The following is an 18025-nucleotide window of genomic DNA, read 5'->3' as shown; positions in this document are numbered from 1 at the left end:
ACAGCCCAGTTTAACACAGGCTTTCAAAATGAAAGCGATTAAATTTTCTGCATTAACATGTTGGCAACACTGTATGGTTGTTTCGGTCATTGAAAAAACAAATAGGTTATCAATTAATTAAAATAATATCTTAGGAGGGAAAAATTTATGAAATCAAATGTAAGAATTGCTATTCTCGGTGCAGGTATTGGTGGAGCGTCAGCGGCGGTAGCTTTACGCCATGCAGGATTTAATGTCGACGTCTATGAGCAAGCGGCAGCAATAACAGAGGTAGGTGCAGGTATCGGTTTACGTCCACCATCCATCCATTACATCACGAAATGGGGGCTTCAAGAAGAAATTGAAAGAGTAACCCATAAAAGCCTCCAAATAGAAATTCTTTCTGATCAAGCGGAAGTGTTGCTTAAGGAACAATGGCCAGCATTAACAGAGGACCCGAACGAAAAATGGGCTAGATTAATTCATCGCGCAGACTGTCTCGATACGTTGATTAATGCCATTCCATCGGAGTTCCTCCATTTGAATCACAAATGTAAAAACATCGTTCGCCATGGAAATTATGCAGAGATTGAGTTTGAAAATGGTGTCAAAGTGGAAGCCGATTTGGTCGTAGCTGCAGATGGTATTCGTTCGCTTACAAGGAATTTATTTTTCAGTCAAGCTGAGCCTGTTTTCCACCACTATCATGCCTATCGTGCTCTTGTTAATGTGGATGAAACATATGGGTTGGCGACGGGTGACACACTCCGAATTGTTGCGAATGATAAAGTCAATTTATATCTACTGCCATTAAAATATCGGAATCAAGTTTCCGTTGATATTACCGTTCCACACGATGACCGAACTGGTAGACCAAAAGTGCCGAAAGAAGACATGCTCAATGAATTAAAGAATTTCCATCCTGATTTCCAAAAGATAGCGGAAAATGTTAATCATTGGGATGTTCGCGCCCTATATGATATCGATCCAGTCCAACAGTGGAGCAATGAATGCATCACTCTGCTAGGGGATGCTGCCCATTCGATGCTTCATAACCAAGGTCAAGGTGCAAATATGGCTATTCAAGATGCAGGTGTATTAGCTGAATGTTTACAAGAAGCCGATAACGTTGCAGATGCTTTACAAAAGTATGAGAATCTCAGAAAACCAGTTTGCCATTTATTTCAGAATTTATCTCGTCAGTTCCATAATGATAAAGAAGATACCTTTTTCCCTGAAAAAGAATTCTTTGAAAATTCTGCTGAATAAGGATTTTATTAATACTAGATTTCAGAATATTAACCATGATAGGAATATTCAATAATCCATCACTTGTTTTATCAAATAAGTGATGGATTGAAATATGGGAGGTTTCGCAAATGCCTGTACATCCAGAGATTAAGAAAATATTAGATTTCATTCCAACAACCGATACAAAGCCAAAAATCATTCCAGAGGAACATAGAAAAATGTTCGACGCACCGATTTTACCGGTGGAACAGCGTGTGCAAGTTTATGCAGTTGAAGAAAGAACCATTCCGACGATAGAAGCAGATATTTCAGTAAGAATATATACACCTAAGGAAGCAGATTCTTATCCCATCCTCATGTATTTCCATGGCGGTGCATTTATGTCTGGAAATTTAGAAAGTCATGATGAGGTCGTTCGCCCAATTTGCATGGAATCAGGTTATAAAGTTATTTCGGTTGGTTACCGTCTTGCTCCTGAACACCCATTTCCAGCAGCATTAGTAGATTGCTATCACCTAACAAAATGGGCAGCTGATCATAAGGATGAATTAAAATGGGATGGCGAGAACCTCGCAGTCGCAGGGGACAGTTCTGGCGGTAACCTAGTTGCAGCCGTTTCCCTAATGGCCCGTGACAAACAGGAATTTACCATTACGAAGCAAGTTCTATTCTATCCATCCCTTGATCTTGACTTTAGTGAATTCCGATATCCATCATTAGTAGAAAATGGAAAGGGCTATTTTGTAGAGAGCGATCAATTAGCTGAAATTAACTCTTTCTATTTAATAGGGGATGTGGATACCGATAATCCACTAGTTTCACCAATTCGAGAAGAAAACTTGGAAAATCTTCCAACAGCACTTGTCATCACTGCAGAATATGATCCATTTCGAGATGAAGGGGAACTATTTGCAGGGAACTTAAAAAAGTGTGGTGTACCCGTAGAATTAAAAAGATATGAAGGCGTGACACATGGCTTTTTAGGCAAATTCACACATCTTGATGAATATAAAGATGTTTATAAACGTACAGGGGAATTTTTAAACTCTAAGTAAAGAATAGTGATAGGTTCAGATTTTTTAAATGGAAGTGATCATCGTGTTAGAACCAAACACATTAGGTTAGATCACTTCCATTTGCGTGTAATTCTTTACAACTGGTATTTTAAACCGGAGCATCACTAGTATTGTTACATCATGAAAAAAGGATAAAAGCCCTTTAAAATATTCTCAATATTCAAAACCTTAGAAACTATAAAAATATGTGTTTATGGAAGGGTGTTTTATTTTATGGAAAAGAAAAAGTTTTGGACGTATGAAAATAAGTTAGTAGTAATTGTCTTCTTCACAATCGGATTTGTATTCTTTGATCGTTTAGCGATTAACTACCTATTCCCCATGATCTCAGTAGATCTAGGACTAAACTATACTCAATTAGGATTACTAGGAGCAGCTCTAGCATTAACTTGGTCAATATCTGGACCATTAGGCGGATTTATCTCCGATAGAGTTAAGAGTAAGAAATCCATGTTGGCCATTTTAGTATTGGCATTTTCCGTTATTTCTTTAATGCACGGTTTAGCCCAATCATTTGCTATGTTATTTGTACTACGTCTATTAATGGGTATTGTAGAAGGTCCACTGATTCCGCAAACACAATCGATTTTAGCAATGGAATCGTCAGAGCGTCGTAAAGGATTTAACTTAGGCTTTACCATGAACACAAGTAATGCTTTATTCGGCAGCATTTTAGCGCCTGTCGTAATCGTTGCGTTAGCAACAAATTTTGATTGGCATACGGCATTTTATTTAACGATTATTCCAGGGATTATTTTAAGTTTTGTCATCTTGAAATCCGTTAAAAATCCGGATTCAGTGAAATTCCATGCGATGCATGCGACAAAATCGACAGAAAAAATTAAAGTGAAGGATGTTCTGAAACACCGTAATATTTGGTTATCCATTGTTGTTTTCAGCTTAGTTATGACAACACTTATGGCATTTCAGATTTTTGGACCAACTTATTTGGTACAAGCAAAAGGGTTATCTGAAACAACAATGAGTTTCGTCATGGCTTCCTTCGGGGTTGGATATGCCATCTTCGGTTTCTTAATTCCAACGCTTTCCGAGCGTACTGGACGTAAACCAGCTTCTTTAGTATCTGGGTTTTTGTTAATTCTCATTCCACTATCTATCGTTTTAGTGGATTCTATACCATTAATGATGCTTCTGTTATTCATTGGTTCCGCTGGTTCAGGTGTAATTGGTATGTCAATGTCAGTTATTCCAGTTGAGTCTGTTCCATTACAATACTCAGGTCTTGCAATCGGTTTAACAATTGGTATAGGTGAGTTAATTGGCGGATTCTTAAATCCAATGGTGAATGGTGCTTTAGCAGACATGTATGGTATTCAGACACCATTATATGTTGCCGCTGCTGCGGGTACGCTTGCGTTCCTATTCACATTCTTCTTTAAAGAAACAGCACCCGCTAAAGTTCAAATCGCTAGAGAGTATGATATCAAATCTGATTTAAAAGCTTAATAGGAAAACCCTTAGCCCGCATCTTCACGAAAGAAGTGGGCTAAGTTATGATTTATTTTAGAGGGGTGAAAGATGATGTTAAAAAAGAACCATATGGAGGTATATCCGATTATTGTTCCTACTACGAATAAATTGAAAAGTATTAACTTTTTCCTAGTTAAACAAGGGGACTCCTTAACGTTAATTGACGCCGGATTGAACAATGATAATTGCTGGAATGCATTGCAAATGACTCTTAAAAAATATGATTACATACTATCAGATATCACAGGAATATTACTCACTCATAACCATATAGACCATATTGGCTTAGTCAACCGTATTGTTTCTACCCATTCTATTCCCGTCTATGCCCACCCTTATGCCAAACTTGTCCTGAAAAGAGACCCCCATTATATGAATATGAGGGTAGATTTTTTTAAAAAGCTATATCAAGAGATGGGATGTGGGGAGTTTGGTGATAAACAAGTATCCGATCATCGTAATCCTATCATTCTTAGTGAGAATAAAAATATTCATTGTGAAATAGAAGAAATTACCAATAACGGCATTTTGGGTTTTGATATAGTTGAAATTCCAGGGCACGCTCCTGACCAAGTTGCTTTTTATCATAAAGAGTGTAAATGGATATTTGCTGGTGATTTATTATTTCAACACGTACCAAGCAGTGCCATGGTTGAACCGAATTTTGATGGGACCCGTACGCAATCCTTGGTACAACAAAAGATGTCACTAGAGAAATGTTTATCTCTTGATGTAGAGCTGGTTTTGTCTGGCCACGGTAATTTGATCGAAAATCCTGCAGATTTAATAAATGAGAGAATAAAAGAAATAGAGGAAAATGCCAGCAAATACATAAATTTTATTAAATCAGGTCATTCTACTGCAAGTGGAATTGCCCAATTCCTATATAAAGAAAAGTATGAAAAGCAGTTTTTCAATACGATGTCTAAGATTATTGGATATCTTGACTATCTTGAAATACAAGGGAAAATTAGTAAGGAAATGAAAAAAGGAATTTGGCATTATTATTGCCATGAGGGGAGTTGATGATAATATCATCAGCTCCTTTTTTGCAGTAAAAGTGTTTGTAAAATAAACTTTTATCAAACAATGCATGAATAGGATGGACTTTACCAGGAACATTATTTATTCTAGTAGTAGAATTGACAGGGTGGACTAATATACTTTCACGGTGTGCAACTGGATGGAGGAGCTCGAAAATGGATACAAAATCGATGATGATTGACATTGCAAAAAACCTTTTTCAACAAAAAGGATATATAGGTGTAGGTTTAACCGAAATCTTAAAAGCAGGCAAATTTTCAAAGGGTTCCCTTTATCATCATTTTCCTAATGGAAAAGAAGAATTACTCATTGCCTGCCTTCAGTCAATGAGTGAAGGAATGACGAATGATATCGAGGATATATTTGATAAATTTCCTACAACGAAAGACGCAATAGTTGCGATGATAGAAAAGCTAATTGCTAATTTTGAATCGGAAGGAACAATTTCTGCCTACACTTATACTAGTATCATTAGCGAAATGGCATTACTCAGTGAACCAGTTCGAAATGCCTGTTCGGATCTATACAAAAAAATGCAAGGGATTTATTCAAACAAGTTAATGTCAGATGGGTTTTCAAAGGAAACTGCAGGCTCCATTGCTGTGATGATTTCAGCTTCTATCGAAGGTGGGATCATTCTTTGTCAATCACAACAATCAAGTGAACTACTAAAACCTGTTTTGCAGTTATTACCAACTCTAGTAAATAGAAATGAATGATAGGTGGGGAATGCCCTGTGGATGTATCTTTTGAAAAATTAACAAATCCTGAACTGACCCATGTTGATGTGTTTAATCGCTGGGAAAATAATCCTGAATTAATTCCCTTGACACGTCCTAACCAAAATCAATTAGAATTAGAACGCCAGGAAATTCTCACACTGGATAAATTAACACAACGCTTAAAATACACTCAAATATATTTAATCTATCTGGATGACCAATTAATCGGCGAAATGAACTATATGGTAGACCCGAGCCATCTCTACAAAAAAGAATCAGGAACCGCCTGGATAGGCATTACCATTGGCGAGCCCCAAGGCAGGGGGAAAGGGATCGGCTATAAAGCTATCCAATACCTTGAAGAGGAAATTAAGAAACAGGGATTATATCGTGTTGAATTGGGCGTTTTTGAATTTAACATACAGGCACAAAATCTCTATCGAAAACTTGGCTACAAGGAAATCGGTCGGATTGAGAATTTCACCTTTTGGCAGGATAAAATGTGGAAGGATATCCGCATGGAGAAATATTTAATAGATAGTTAAATCATGTTAATGAGTGGGTGCAAATGTACCCTATTTTTAGAAGAATTTGTATGATGATAGAGAGGAAGACCAATACTGAATATATCGTTTGTATCCGTATTGGTTTCCTAATTTAACAAAGGAATAAATAAATTTGGAGGAAAAAATAATGCTAAATAAAGAATATGAAGTATTACTAAAAAAATCGGTCGAGGTTGCTCCTGATTGGTTGGTTAATGATATTCAAGATATTTTAGAAAAAGCGGGAATAATTGCCGGAGTGAGTCATGTTATTTCTCAACTTCATGAAAGGTATTCTTTTAATCTTAAACACATCCTATCAGCCATCCATTTTTCTGATGAGTGGGCAAGAGTTTCAAGAGAACGTCTGAATTTCATAGATAACAATGTTGAGATTGTTGTTGCTCTTTATTACAATATTAGGGAAAAAAACAAGCATTAATATTTTTTAATATAAGGGAAGATTGAGTGGACAGAAGTTTGGTGGCATATTTTTGAAGAGTTGGGTGAAATTGTAGGAGGTTGAATGACAACCTGCTACAATTTCACCCATTTATGTGTTCATCTAATTTATTTAACAATATAGGTTTTACGCCCTACATCCAAAGCCTTTTCCTTCATTAACATTACTCCTATTAAACCAATGGCGGAGAAGATTACTGGAGTAATGAAACCGTATTAGTATCCATCAATGATGCTGCCTGTAGTTGTTTGAAAATGATCCAATATCTTTCCAAATATACTTGGCAGGAAAACGGCGCTTAGAAATCCCCCTGTATTCGCAAACCCAGAGGCGATGCCAGCTTCGTTGATTGGAAAGGATTGACGGACCGATGCGAAGGTTAAGGCATTGGCCCCGTATGCTAGGCCAATAATAAAGAAGAGTATAAGTAGCCAGTAGAATGGAGGGTTGCCACTAAATAAAAGGAAGGCAGTCCAGCACACTAGTAGAATGATATGGACAACCAGATAGGGTCGTTTAATCATTTCTAACTGACTTGAAATCCAACTAGATAAAGGAGCACCAATCAGGGCTCCGATTAGACCCAGCAGAATGAGTTGACTCGTATCCGACCGAGTCATTCCATACATCGTCATCCCATAGGGCACTGCCCACGAACCAATAAACCCTACATACGTTCCAACAATGCCAAAGTGACACAAGAATAAAGCCCAGGCTTGCCGATTTGAAACAATTCTTTGAAGTAAAACCAACGTTTTTTCACGCTGTTTTTCATTTTTTAAAAAGATCGTTTGTTTTGGTTTTTTGACAAGGACGAAATAAAGGACTATTCCACATATACATAATAATAATCCCATTGAAAAGAATGCTGCTCTCCATCCAAGTAAGTCAATCCATAAGGAAAAAGGGACTGTCGCCACAAGAAAACCAAGGCTTCCCGTCATCGCTGTGACCCCGATTAATCGAGTAAATTCTTTGGCACTAAACCACTGTCCCAAAATTAATACCAAATTAACCCATATTACTGCATCGCCAAACCCTGTCATGATTCTAGCAAAAAAGAGGATAAATTCATGAGTGCCAATACTGTAAATCATGGTCCCTAAACCTGTTAGAAAGGCGCCCATAATAAGAAAAAAATTAGGACCAAAACGATCAGCCAAAATCCCCATCGGAATTTGTAAGCCAGTGTACACAAAAAATTGGATACTTGTTAGCAATCCAATCGTTGTGGCAGTTACATGAAAATCACTCATCACTTGGTCAGTAATCAAACCCGGAGCAGTTCGCTGACTGGATATGAATAAATAGGTAAACAAGACTGATGCAAATACAACCCATCTAAATCTACTTTTTTGATTGTCCATTGAATTTTACTCCTGTAGGCGTTTACCTTATATATATGAGTTATTTCTTTTTAAATTTACTACCACCACTTTTTGAACGGATTTTTTTTTCATCAAATCATCAACCTTCTCTTGTTTAGTAAGGGTTGTTTGCTCGTCCAATTTCATTGATGTAATTTTGGATTGGCCAAAAAATTTACAGAAATCCACGCCTTCCTATATGATAGAAAGGCGAAGGGGAATTCCCCTTATTTACTTGAAGGGAGAAACGGAAACACCATGTTATATGTACTTGTTATTCTGGCTGTAATAGTGATTGCCAGCATTCTATTTGTTAGCTTGCATCCAACGTTTGGAGTTACCCCAAGTAAAAATGATCGAGAGACCTTTAGTAAATTCGTAAATTTTACCAATGGGAAATTTGTTAATCAAAGCCCGACAGAGATGAAGATGAGTTTTTCTACGATTATTTCATTAGTAAAGGACTCTCTTATAGGAAAGAAAGACCGTAAACCAAAAAGCCCGATTCCTATTTCATTCGATTGGAACACGATGCGAAGTAAGAATGACAGTTTGACTTGGTTTGGGCATTCAACCTTCTTACTAAATTTAGACCATAAAAAAATGTTAATTGATCCGATGTTTGGTCCGTCTCCATCACCAGTTTCCCTTATAGGCAGCAAGCGGTATAGTGAAGATTTGTTATATGTAATTGAGGAGCTGCCGCTCATCGATGCGGTTTTCATTACACATGACCACTATGATCATTTAGACTATTCGTCTATGCTAAGATTAAAAGACAAAGTCGGTCATTTCTTTGTCCCAATTGGAGTAGGTGCCCATTTACAGAGGTGGGGTGTAGCTGCCGAGAAAATCACTGAATTAAATTGGTGGGATGAAATCGAGTGGGGTGGGTTAAAGATTGCATCGGTTCCAAGTCAGCATTTTTCTGGTAGAGGAATGTTCAATCGAGACACTACGCTTTGGACGGGCTGGGTGATTCTTGGAAAAAAGTACAGGTTATATACGAGTGGCGATGGTGGGTATGGTCCACACTTTAACGAGATCGGGGAAAAATATGGTCCTTTCGATCTTACGTTAATAGAAGGTGGCCAATACGATAAGCGTTGGGCACCTATCCATATGAAACCAGAAGAATCTGTCCAAGCACACCTCGATGTTAAAGGTAAAAACATGATGCTGATTCATTGGGGTGCTTTTACACTGGCGTATCATTCCTGGACCGACCCAGTCGAACGAGCAGTAATGGCGGCTAAGGAACAAGACGTAAGCTTAATTGCTCCTAAAATCGGTGAAACGGTCCTTTTAGACGCAATGAAACCAATTCCTGTACCTTGGTGGAAATAACGGGTACACTAACCTCGTACCCTATTTATATGAAGTGTTGTATGTGAAATGATTATTTACGGAAAACTTTAGTGGTACGAAAGGGTAAGGAATTTATTTTGTAAAAAAAGAGGTGTCCATATGAAATTGGAAGTTACGAAGGAGGCTGCGGCTTGGTTTAAGTCTGAAATGGATTTACAATCAGGTGATTATGTTCAGTTTGTTGTGAAAATTTATGGCGGTATCCCTACTCCGCATCCATCCTATTTTTTAGGGTTATCCCTTGGAAAAGAAGGTACGATCGCAATTAAAGATGAAGTAGAAGGGCTTACCTTTTACTTTGATGACCGAGATGCATGGTTTTTAGAGAATTATGATTTAGCAGTAGTGCTGAAAAACAACGATGTAGATTATGTTTTTACATAGGTTTGTGCATTAAAAGACATTAAAAGAGGAGAAACAAAGCAAAATAGGATAAAAGAAAAATGGGAGTGTAAACCATGCTCTTCATATATGTCTTACTTTTCCTCTTAGCGGCTATTAAATGGGGCGACTGGCAAAGATGGCGGGATTATTATCCCACCATCTTATTCTTTATTGTTGGCGATCTTTTAAAGAATTTTTTACTTTATAATCATTGGTTATGGACTTATAAAGAAACAATCGTTTTTGAAAACCTATTACGAAATCACACAATCATTAATGTTATGATCATGTTTATTGGTTACCCATCAACGATACTCCTTTACTTAGGGCGCTTTCCAAAAACAAGACTAAAACAAGGATTGTGGGTGTCTTTTTGGGTATTTCTATATTCCATTTTGGAATATATAAATCTCCACTATTTGCATTTAATCAGACATCATAATGGATGGAACATGATGTGGTCAATCTTATTTAATATTGTTATGTTTTCAATGTTAAAGATTCATTATAAAAACCCACTTATAGCGTGGTGTCTATCTTTTATTTGGATTCTCTATTTATTGTGGATGTTCCCTATACCACTTGATAAGATGAAATAGATTTTAGGTTAAAAAAATAGGATATTGATTGAGATGAGTTAAATGGATGGTCAAAATGATTCTAGTTGCGCTATGATATAACTATGAAGAATTTCTATTGAGATAGAGAATTTAACGGAAATTATAACGAGGTGCAACATGGAAATCTTAATTGGGTTGGTCATTTTAATATTAATTTTTTCTGCGGTTTCGACTTTGTTCCTAACAAGGAAACCTGATGAAAACTACACCGGTTCAACCAAAAGAAATACTACTAACTTAACAGTAATATACGTAGTAATTATTTTCTTAGCTTTAGTATCATTGGGCATTTACATTTGGTTGACGTAGCGTATTAAATGAGAAAAGACTGTCTAAAAAATTAGACGGTCTTTTTTTTAGGTGCGTGAGGCTCATTCAACCCTACATATTTGAAATTGGATAACAAGTAAAAGGGCAGGCTAATGATAACAACTTTTTATAGTCTCATTAGAAAATGATGTGTATAATAATTATTGGATTTATACCTATAAATATTATATATAGGAATGACTTTTCGAATTGCATCAAATGATGGAGGGTTAAAAATGAAGTTTCCACATGATTTTTTATTCGGAGCAGCTTCTGCTTCTTATCAAATAGAAGGTGCTTGGAAAGAAGATGGTAAAGGGGTTACGAATTGGGATGTTTTTTCAAAGATCCCGGGGAAAACCTATATGGGCACAAATGGTGATGTAGCCATCGATCATTATCATCGCTACAAAGAGGACATTAAATTAATGGCGGAGATGGGACTGGAGTCCTACCGGTTTTCAGTCTCGTGGGCACGAATTTTGCCAACCGGCGACGGCGAAGTTAACGAAAAAGGCTTGGAATTTTATAATAATGTTATTGATGAATGTTTAAAATATGGGATTGTTCCATTTGTAACGCTGTATCATTGGGATTTACCTCTTCCACTTGAAGAAGATGGAGGATGGACGAATAAGCGAACAGCCAAAGCCTTCGTCAAATATGCTGAAATTTGTTTTAGGTCGTTCGGAGACCGCGTTAAACATTGGATTACCTTTAATGAAACCGTTATGTTTACAGGCCTAGGCTATTTAAAAGGTGCACATCCGCCAGGAATTCAAAACGATGAGAAAAAATACTTTCAAGCGACACATTACGTGTTTTATGCACATGCAAAAGCTGTTGAAGTCTATAAGTCACTAAAACATTACGGAGAAATTGGGATTACCCATGTTTTCCTCCCAGCCTATAGCGTAGATGATAAGGCGGAGAATCTATTAGCTGCCAGACATGCCAATGAGTACGAAACGTTTTGGTATTATGACCCTATTTTGAAAGGGGAATATCCGTCATATGTAGTGGAGCAACTAAAGGAAAAGGGCTGGACTCCAAGTTGGACGGATGAAGAACTGGATACGTTAAAAAGAAATGCGGTAAAAAATGATTTTATTGGACTTAATTATTATCAGCCAATTCGTGTAGAAAAAAACCATGAGGCTGTTTCGACGATGGAACATTCTAGAGAAACATCTACTTTAGCTCCAGGGAATCCATCATTTGATGGCTATTATCGAACCGTAAAAATGGAAGATAAAACCTATACGAAATGGGGCTGGGAAATCTCACCTCAGGGATTTTTAGACGGCCTGCATATGTTAAAAGAACGATACGGTGATGTAAAAATGTATGTAACTGAAAATGGGCTTGGTGATGAAGACCCAATCATTGATGGCGAAATAGTCGATGTTCCTCGTATTAAATACATTGAGGAACATTTAAAAGTTATTAAGAAGGCAATTAGTGAAGGTATTCATTTAAAAGGCTATTATGCTTGGTCCGTTATTGACCTCTTAAGCTGGCTAAACGGGTATAAAAAGCAATACGGATTCATTTTTGTGGATCACAACGACCATTTAAATCGTAAGAAAAAGCTGTCGTTTCATTGGTATAAGCATATCATCGAGACGAGAGGGGAAGAGCTGTAGTATTAGATAGAGTGACCAAAAGCAAAATGGAAGGGTTCACGGTCACTCCATGTGTTAATGGATGCTAAGAAATCGTATGATAGGGAGATTAGATGGTGGCTGTAAAATATAAAGAAATAGCTGATCGTATAGAACAGGAAGTTCGAGATGGATTATTTGATAAAACGAAAAAGCTGCCGACGGAAGACGAGCTAATTAAAAAGTTCGAAGTAAGCCGAAATACGATTCGAAAAGCTATTACTCAACTTGTCAATCGCGGCTATATCTATCAAGTGCAAGGCAGCGGCATGTTTTTACGAGAAAAATCGGTTACAGATTATATCAATTTAGGCAGTCTTAGAGGATTAACAAAAGATTTGTCTTCGAAAAGGATTGATACGAAAATTCTCTCATTACAGATAATTGAAGCGGATAAAGAAAAAGCAACGCAATTAAGTTGTGAAGTAGGAGCAAAACTTTATTATGTTAAACGGCTGCGAATTGTCGATCAAGAACCCTTTTCCATTGAAATTAGTTATTTTAAAAAAGATATTGTTCCTTATTTAAATTCAGATATTGCAACAAGTTCTATTTATAGATACCTGATCGATGACTTGAAATTAAACATTGGTTTTGCTGACAAAGTCATTAACTGTGAAAAAATTGATGAAGCAACTGCGAGCTTGCTGCAAATAAGTCCGCAAGATCCCGCACTAATTATCGAAAACACTGTATGCTTAGCAAATGGAACTATCTTTGAATGGTCAAAATCCATCTTTCATTATCAAAAAGCAAAAATTTTAAACAGAATAAATTTTAAATAAAGGCTGTTTTCGTAACGATTGTTGTTAAAATCTTAAAGCCGATTTTAACGCGGAAAAAGCTATTTTTCCCCTTTGATTAAAGTTCATATGCTCTTTTCTTATTAAATTTTCGCCATTTTCTACAAAAATACAGTATAAATATTTATTTTTGTTATAAAAAGCAACAAAGTTTAAGAAAAGAGCCTAAATAAAATACGAAGGAGCGATACTTTTCTAAAGTATCGCTCCTATTTTTCTCTAAATGATAACCCACTAGTTTCCAAAGCTGTCCTTAGTTTGGGTAATGAAGCTGGTCCCATTCCGTGAAATGTTAAAATTTCTTTTTCACTATAGTTTGAGAGTTCTTCTATAGTAGTGATTCCTTGGTTTTCCAATGCTCGTCTAGCTGGGTTAACGAGTGTTGCTAGAAATCCGCTCTCGGGTTTTCGTTCTTGCTCACAAATCGGGCAGGTTGGACAGTCACTACTCTTATAGAATTGGTGACCTTTTCTACAGGTCCTTAAGGTTTTATTTGCAGATGCCATATGAATTTCTCCTTACTTTCCGCGATTGATAGCTCTATCATAACGGTTTTTCCTTACAAATAAAAATGATACAATACTATCGATTTCCATACTGCCATTATTTTTAAAATAATATCAAGTATTACTATTTTTTTGCCTGAACAGTATAATCAGGAATGGGAGATGAGACAAATGAATAAAAAAGATATCGCTAATATTCGAAAACAATTTAAAGTAGACAACCACCTTATGCAAATTAGGGAAATCTTTAATGTTTATGTAAAGAAAGAATCGGGAGAAATCTACCATCAAGTTAGTCAACCGTTTCAAATGTTAGAACAAGAACCACAAGAATTGTTTTTAGCTAACTTTAAAAAGGTTTTGACAGGAACGCTTGATGCCAAACTTTTTGAACTGAAATTCCAACGAGATGTGGAAGATAGCGCACAAAGCATTCTTTTTGAAGGATTACAAGCAGATACATCGGATGATTGGAATGAATCCATGCTTGAGATTGTCGGGAAAATGTTTGCGAATACGGTTTATGAATTTGATACAGTGGTAACGTTTATCAGGTGTGAATATCGAAAGGTGACTAAGAAACGCAGTGCAGAGTCTGAAGCAGGCGGGGATGATGAGGTTTATTCCAACGAGTTTATCCTATGCAGTCTCAATAAAATCGATCAACCGAAAAGAGCCTTGCTGTTTGATTATATCGAAAAGGAATTCAAGTCATACAACGTCGTGGATCCAATTATCAATTTAGAGTCACCACTGTCAGGATTTCTGTTCCCTGCTTTTAATGATAATGCTGCAGATGTAAATCATATTCTCTATTATACAGGGAAAGTAAATCAGCCGGATTTCACCTTTATCGGGGATGTTCTCAATTGTGAAGACATCATTACTGCCCAGGAAGATAAGGATGGCTTCGAGCTTATTTTAAAGGAAGTTATTGGAGACGAAGTGGATTCTAGGGTCATTTCAAGCGTTTATGAGGAAATTGATAAAGTGGTTCAGGAGTATGAAGAAAGTGAAGACAAAGAAGAAAGCGAAGCCCCTAAGTTGGATTATCGGGACATTGAGCGCATCTTAACCGTAAGTGGGGTTGAGAATGTTGATACTGCCAAAGTTGAACATGCATTTAAAAGTGTTATTGCTGATGAAACTCACGAATTTAAGGCAAGTAATTTAGTTCCTAAATCGATAAAAATTAGCACGAGGCTAGCTGATGTTACAATCAATCCGAAAGACCTGAAAAATGTAAAATATATTACGTATGAAGGAAAAAGATGTCTATTGTTAGAAGTGGATGAAGAAGTAGTTGTTGAAGGATTTCGTCTGGAAGCAAATACACTCTAAAAAACCAATCGTATTAAATTTAAAACCGACCTTTTTCAATAGAAAGGTCGGTTTTAAATGTCTTAGTGTCTTAGTCGTAACCAATTTTAATATGAACGATGGTGCATTTCCTCAGCCTTCGTTTTATTAACAGTACCAAATGGATGATTTGGAGGTCCATAAATTGAATAAAGTTTAAGTGGTTTATTTCCAGTATTGATTACATTGTGCCATTTTCCAGCAGGTACCATAATCGCAAAATCATCAAAAACTCTTTCTTCAAAATCTAATCGGTCTTTCCTATCGCCCATTCGAACGATCCCCTGGCCTTCTTCAATGCGTAAGAATTGATCTGTCGTCGGATGAACTTCTAACCCGATGTCTTCTCCGACATTAATACTCATCAAAGTTACCTGTAAATGTCTTCCTGTCCAAATGGCTGTCCGATAATTATTGTTTTGCTTGGCTGCCTGGTTAATATTCACAACGTATGGTTTTTTCCCGTAATCATTTAATGTAACTCGTTGATTATTCGGTAAGTTGACATAGCCATAGCTGTTTGCTTGAACCATATCATTTGGGTATGTCCAGTAAACGGACTGATTCACATTGGGATAATACATAGGAGCAACAGGATAATTCGATTGTGGGTATCGATACATATTAGGGTCATAGTACATTTTTCTCACTCCCTTCACAAATTCTAAAATTATACTATGCACCATGTCTTGGCAAGGTCCGTAAATTATTAGTTTTGGCTTTGCATTACAAGATAGTGTTTGCTATTGTTTTTATAGCGGTGACAGGCACCATTTATGCAAAAAACACGGAATATGCAGCGCTTTTTGTATATGAAAAAATTGGAAATGAGGAATTTGATTTGAGTGCGATGACGAAGCAAAAACCCAATAAGCTTAAAATGGTTATGCGAGCTTTATTGGTTATTATTGGGGGATTTATTACAGCATATGGACTTGAAGCTGTATTAATCCCTAACAACGTATCAGACGGTGGGGTAACAGGACTGAGTATCGTTGGTTCAAAATTATTTGGAATGCCTCTAGGAATCTTGATTTCAGTGCTAAATATTCCATTTGTATTTTTTGGTTATAAACAGATTGGTATAAGTTTTTCCATTTATTCGGTTATAGGTATTGCGTCATTGGCAATCGGAACAAGCCTTATGCACCATATTCCAACCATTATTCAAGGTGATACATTATTAATAACGGTTGTAGGCGGTATCATAATTGGCTTTGGAATGGGGTTAGCATTACGAAATGGGGGCGCATTAGATGGAATTGATATGTTAGCCGTACTACTTTCTCGCAAATTACCTTTTGGAACAAGTGATCTTATTTTATTCTTAAACATGTTCGTTTTTATAGTCGTGTCAACCGTCTTCGGTTTTCAAGGAGCCATTCTATCGGCAATCGCTTACTATATTGCCTCTAAGGTCATTCATATTGTTGAGGAAGGCTTAAGTGGTTCTAAAACTTTTAAAATTATTACAAATGAACCAGAACTAATGGTAGAGACGATTCGTGACCAACTTGGACGTGGGGCGACGTACAACGTGGTTGAAGGAGGCTATTCAAACGAAAAATTCAAAGAAATCAATTGTGTGATTAACCGTTTAGAGGATAGCAAAATGAAAGAAATCATTAAAGAAATTGACGAAAACGCCTTTGTTATCGTATATGATGTAGCAGAAGTTAAGGGTGGTAACTTCAAGAAGCATGATGTTCATTGAGGTTAAGTAAAATCCATTTGATCAATTTTAAGGTGATTCAGGAGTATAAGCAGTAAATTAAACTGCAAAGGAAATGTCCTTCATTTGATGAATGAAGGACATTTATTTATTTCATATTTTTTAGCTCGGATCATTTTCATCTAATGACAAAACCGTTACATTGGTTGAGTCACCGTTCTCTATTTCCTCCTGAGTAGCATCTTGATTTAACATATCCTCTGTGTCAATCCCTTCAGCAAGCGTTGGTTCTCCTTTTGAATGTGTATCTTTTTTCATCTCAGACACCTCTTTTAATTTAATAATCAAACAACACGAAATTATTGTTTCCCAATAAAACTTATTTATTTAGCAGACTGAACCCTACTGGTTATCAACCAGAAAAAAGAGGAGAAATTTTTCTCCTCTTTAAATCAGTTGAATAATTCTAGATTTTTTTTCGTGAATTTGCTATGGACAAGAGCTAAGGGGATGGACTAGGTTGAAAATAAGTTATTACGCTCCCAATCTTAAGCTAAGAATATATGGCGAATGATTACTTCACGAAATAGTAACGTTTTTTGATTTTTGCAATTTGCCAGCACTACTTAGAAATATTCTCACTTCTTCTGGTGTTAATCCCAATTTTTTCGCCTGTAAAATGAGATTGATCCAATCCTTGTCAAGCTTATTATTTTCCATTCCCCTAATCACCATCATTCCCATACCCCTTATAGTACAAAATACTTTAACTGATCATTCCATATAATAATAGATGTACTATTTCGTTTGCGAGCTCTTCTGGTTCGATCACGCCTTTCAATAATTTTGTTTCGGTAAGGCGTTCTATGATGCCAATTAAACTATCTGCCACCATTTCCATATCTACATCTGCCCTAAAATAACCATCCTCTTGTTCTTTTCTTAAATTTTCTTTGACTTGACAAGCTAGTTGGTTCTTTATTTCACTCGATTCTTTAGCCATATAGAAACCAATCCAAGTCAAGTCGGATTGCTCCTTAAAAAACGAGAAAATAGTAGTAAGCTTCTTCTTGATTTCACTTTCAATTGTGCCTTTTTCCATGCCTGTTTCTAGGCGGCTTTGTTGTACAAATGCGACTAATTGATCGCGAAAAATAGCTATTAATTCTTGGAAAATGGCCTCTTTACTTTGAAAATACAAATAAAAGGAAGGTTGGGTTACGTTTGCCCTCTGAACAATGGTACTAATCTTTGTTTCATGGTATCCATTTTTAGAAAACTCTTCAGCAGCAATCTGTAATAGTAGATTCCTTCTGATTTCTCCATTTGTTCCCTTTTTTCTTCCCCTTTGTCCCATATGTATGACAACTCCAAGATTGTAATTATATTACTCATGAGTATT

19 protein-coding genes and 1 pseudogene are annotated in these 18025 nt (G+C 36.5%); 14 read left to right on the top strand and 6 right to left on the bottom strand.

Going from position 1 to position 18025, the window contains the following annotated elements; all coding sequences use genetic code 11:
- The first annotated feature begins 147 nt into the window (after positions 1–147).
- From V7124_RS03180 to V7124_RS03150, 7 genes are all read left to right on the top strand, one after another.
- Positions 148–1248 (top strand): FAD-dependent oxidoreductase, encoded by a 1101-nt coding sequence (locus V7124_RS03180; RefSeq protein WP_335485893.1) that lies wholly within the window; start codon positions 148–150, stop codon positions 1246–1248.
- 110 nt (positions 1249–1358) lie between these two features.
- Positions 1359–2285, top strand: coding sequence for an alpha/beta hydrolase (locus V7124_RS03175; RefSeq protein WP_335485890.1), 927 nt, complete (start codon positions 1359–1361; stop codon positions 2283–2285).
- Between the two features lie 234 nt (positions 2286–2519).
- Positions 2520–3773, top strand: coding sequence for an MFS transporter (locus V7124_RS03170; RefSeq protein ID WP_335485887.1), 1254 nt, complete (start codon positions 2520–2522; stop codon positions 3771–3773).
- 75 nt (positions 3774–3848) lie between these two features.
- On the top strand, positions 3849–4823 hold the full coding sequence (locus V7124_RS03165) for an MBL fold metallo-hydrolase (protein ID WP_335485884.1): 975 nt from the start codon (positions 3849–3851) through the stop codon (positions 4821–4823).
- 173 nt (positions 4824–4996) lie between these two features.
- Positions 4997–5560 (top strand): TetR/AcrR family transcriptional regulator, encoded by a 564-nt coding sequence (locus V7124_RS03160; RefSeq protein WP_335485881.1) that lies wholly within the window; start codon positions 4997–4999, stop codon positions 5558–5560.
- Between the two features lie 17 nt (positions 5561–5577).
- A complete protein-coding gene (locus V7124_RS03155; RefSeq protein WP_335485878.1) occupies positions 5578–6108 on the top strand; it encodes a GNAT family N-acetyltransferase in 531 nt (176 codons plus the stop codon).
- 148 nt (positions 6109–6256) lie between these two features.
- The gene (locus V7124_RS03150; RefSeq protein ID WP_335485875.1) at positions 6257–6550 is read left to right on the top strand and encodes a hypothetical protein; all 294 of its coding nucleotides are present in this window, start codon (positions 6257–6259) and stop codon (positions 6548–6550) included.
- A gap of 128 nt (positions 6551–6678) precedes the next feature.
- On the opposite strand, the pseudogene V7124_RS03145 reads toward V7124_RS03150, so the two are convergent.
- Positions 6679–7938: pseudogene (locus V7124_RS03145) on the bottom strand (MFS transporter).
- 258 nt (positions 7939–8196) lie between these two features.
- Here V7124_RS03145 and V7124_RS03140 point away from each other — a divergent pair.
- The 5 genes from V7124_RS03140 (at position 8197) to V7124_RS03120 (ending at position 13068) form a co-directional block, all read left to right on the top strand.
- Positions 8197–9285, top strand: coding sequence for an MBL fold metallo-hydrolase (locus V7124_RS03140; protein WP_335485994.1), 1089 nt, complete (start codon positions 8197–8199; stop codon positions 9283–9285).
- A gap of 120 nt (positions 9286–9405) precedes the next feature.
- Complete coding sequence (locus tag V7124_RS03135; RefSeq protein ID WP_335419744.1) at positions 9406–9690, top strand: HesB/YadR/YfhF family protein; 285 nt, start codon at positions 9406–9408, stop codon at positions 9688–9690.
- A gap of 74 nt (positions 9691–9764) precedes the next feature.
- Positions 9765–10289, top strand: coding sequence for a CBO0543 family protein (locus V7124_RS03130; RefSeq protein ID WP_335485872.1), 525 nt, complete (start codon positions 9765–9767; stop codon positions 10287–10289).
- 566 nt (positions 10290–10855) lie between these two features.
- Complete coding sequence (locus tag V7124_RS03125) at positions 10856–12265, top strand: GH1 family beta-glucosidase (RefSeq protein ID WP_335485869.1); 1410 nt, start codon at positions 10856–10858, stop codon at positions 12263–12265.
- Positions 12266–12360: 95 nt separating this feature from the next.
- Entirely contained in the window at positions 12361–13068 is a 708-nt protein-coding gene (locus tag V7124_RS03120; RefSeq protein WP_335485867.1) for a GntR family transcriptional regulator, read from the top strand.
- 227 nt (positions 13069–13295) lie between these two features.
- Here V7124_RS03120 and V7124_RS03115 read toward each other — a convergent pair whose 3' ends face one another.
- Positions 13296–13592 (bottom strand): RNA polymerase alpha subunit C-terminal domain-containing protein, encoded by a 297-nt coding sequence (locus V7124_RS03115; protein WP_335485863.1) that lies wholly within the window; start codon positions 13590–13592, stop codon positions 13296–13298.
- A 171-nt stretch (positions 13593–13763) separates the two neighbouring features.
- On the opposite strand from V7124_RS03115, the gene V7124_RS03110 reads away from it, so the two are divergent.
- Positions 13764–14933, top strand: coding sequence for a DUF4317 domain-containing protein (locus V7124_RS03110; protein WP_335485860.1), 1170 nt, complete (start codon positions 13764–13766; stop codon positions 14931–14933).
- A gap of 86 nt (positions 14934–15019) precedes the next feature.
- Here V7124_RS03110 and V7124_RS03105 read toward each other — a convergent pair whose 3' ends face one another.
- Entirely contained in the window at positions 15020–15592 is a 573-nt protein-coding gene (locus tag V7124_RS03105) for a cupin domain-containing protein (protein ID WP_335485857.1), read from the bottom strand.
- A gap of 209 nt (positions 15593–15801) precedes the next feature.
- Between V7124_RS03105 and V7124_RS03100 the strand changes: the two genes are divergently transcribed.
- Positions 15802–16665, top strand: a complete 864-nt coding sequence (locus V7124_RS03100) for a YitT family protein (protein ID WP_335485991.1) — start codon at positions 15802–15804, stop codon at positions 16663–16665.
- Positions 16666–16785: 120 nt separating this feature from the next.
- Here V7124_RS03100 and V7124_RS03095 read toward each other — a convergent pair whose 3' ends face one another.
- From V7124_RS03095 to V7124_RS03085, 3 genes are all read right to left on the bottom strand, one after another.
- The gene (locus V7124_RS03095; RefSeq protein ID WP_335485854.1) at positions 16786–16941 is read right to left on the bottom strand and encodes a hypothetical protein; all 156 of its coding nucleotides are present in this window, start codon (positions 16939–16941) and stop codon (positions 16786–16788) included.
- A gap of 261 nt (positions 16942–17202) precedes the next feature.
- A complete protein-coding gene (locus V7124_RS03090; protein ID WP_335485850.1) occupies positions 17203–17361 on the bottom strand; it encodes an anti-repressor SinI family protein in 159 nt (52 codons plus the stop codon).
- A 28-nt stretch (positions 17362–17389) separates the two neighbouring features.
- The gene (locus V7124_RS03085; RefSeq protein ID WP_335485847.1) at positions 17390–17980 is read right to left on the bottom strand and encodes a TetR/AcrR family transcriptional regulator; all 591 of its coding nucleotides are present in this window, start codon (positions 17978–17980) and stop codon (positions 17390–17392) included.
- Positions 17981–18025 lie beyond the last annotated feature (45 nt).

This window comes from Neobacillus niacini (assembly GCF_036961885.1).
GTDB classification, from domain to species: domain Bacteria; phylum Bacillota; class Bacilli; order Bacillales; family Cytobacillaceae; genus Neobacillus; species Neobacillus niacini_H.
The sequence above is the reverse complement of the archived record's forward strand: the minus strand, read 5'-3'. Positions and strand labels throughout refer to the sequence as shown.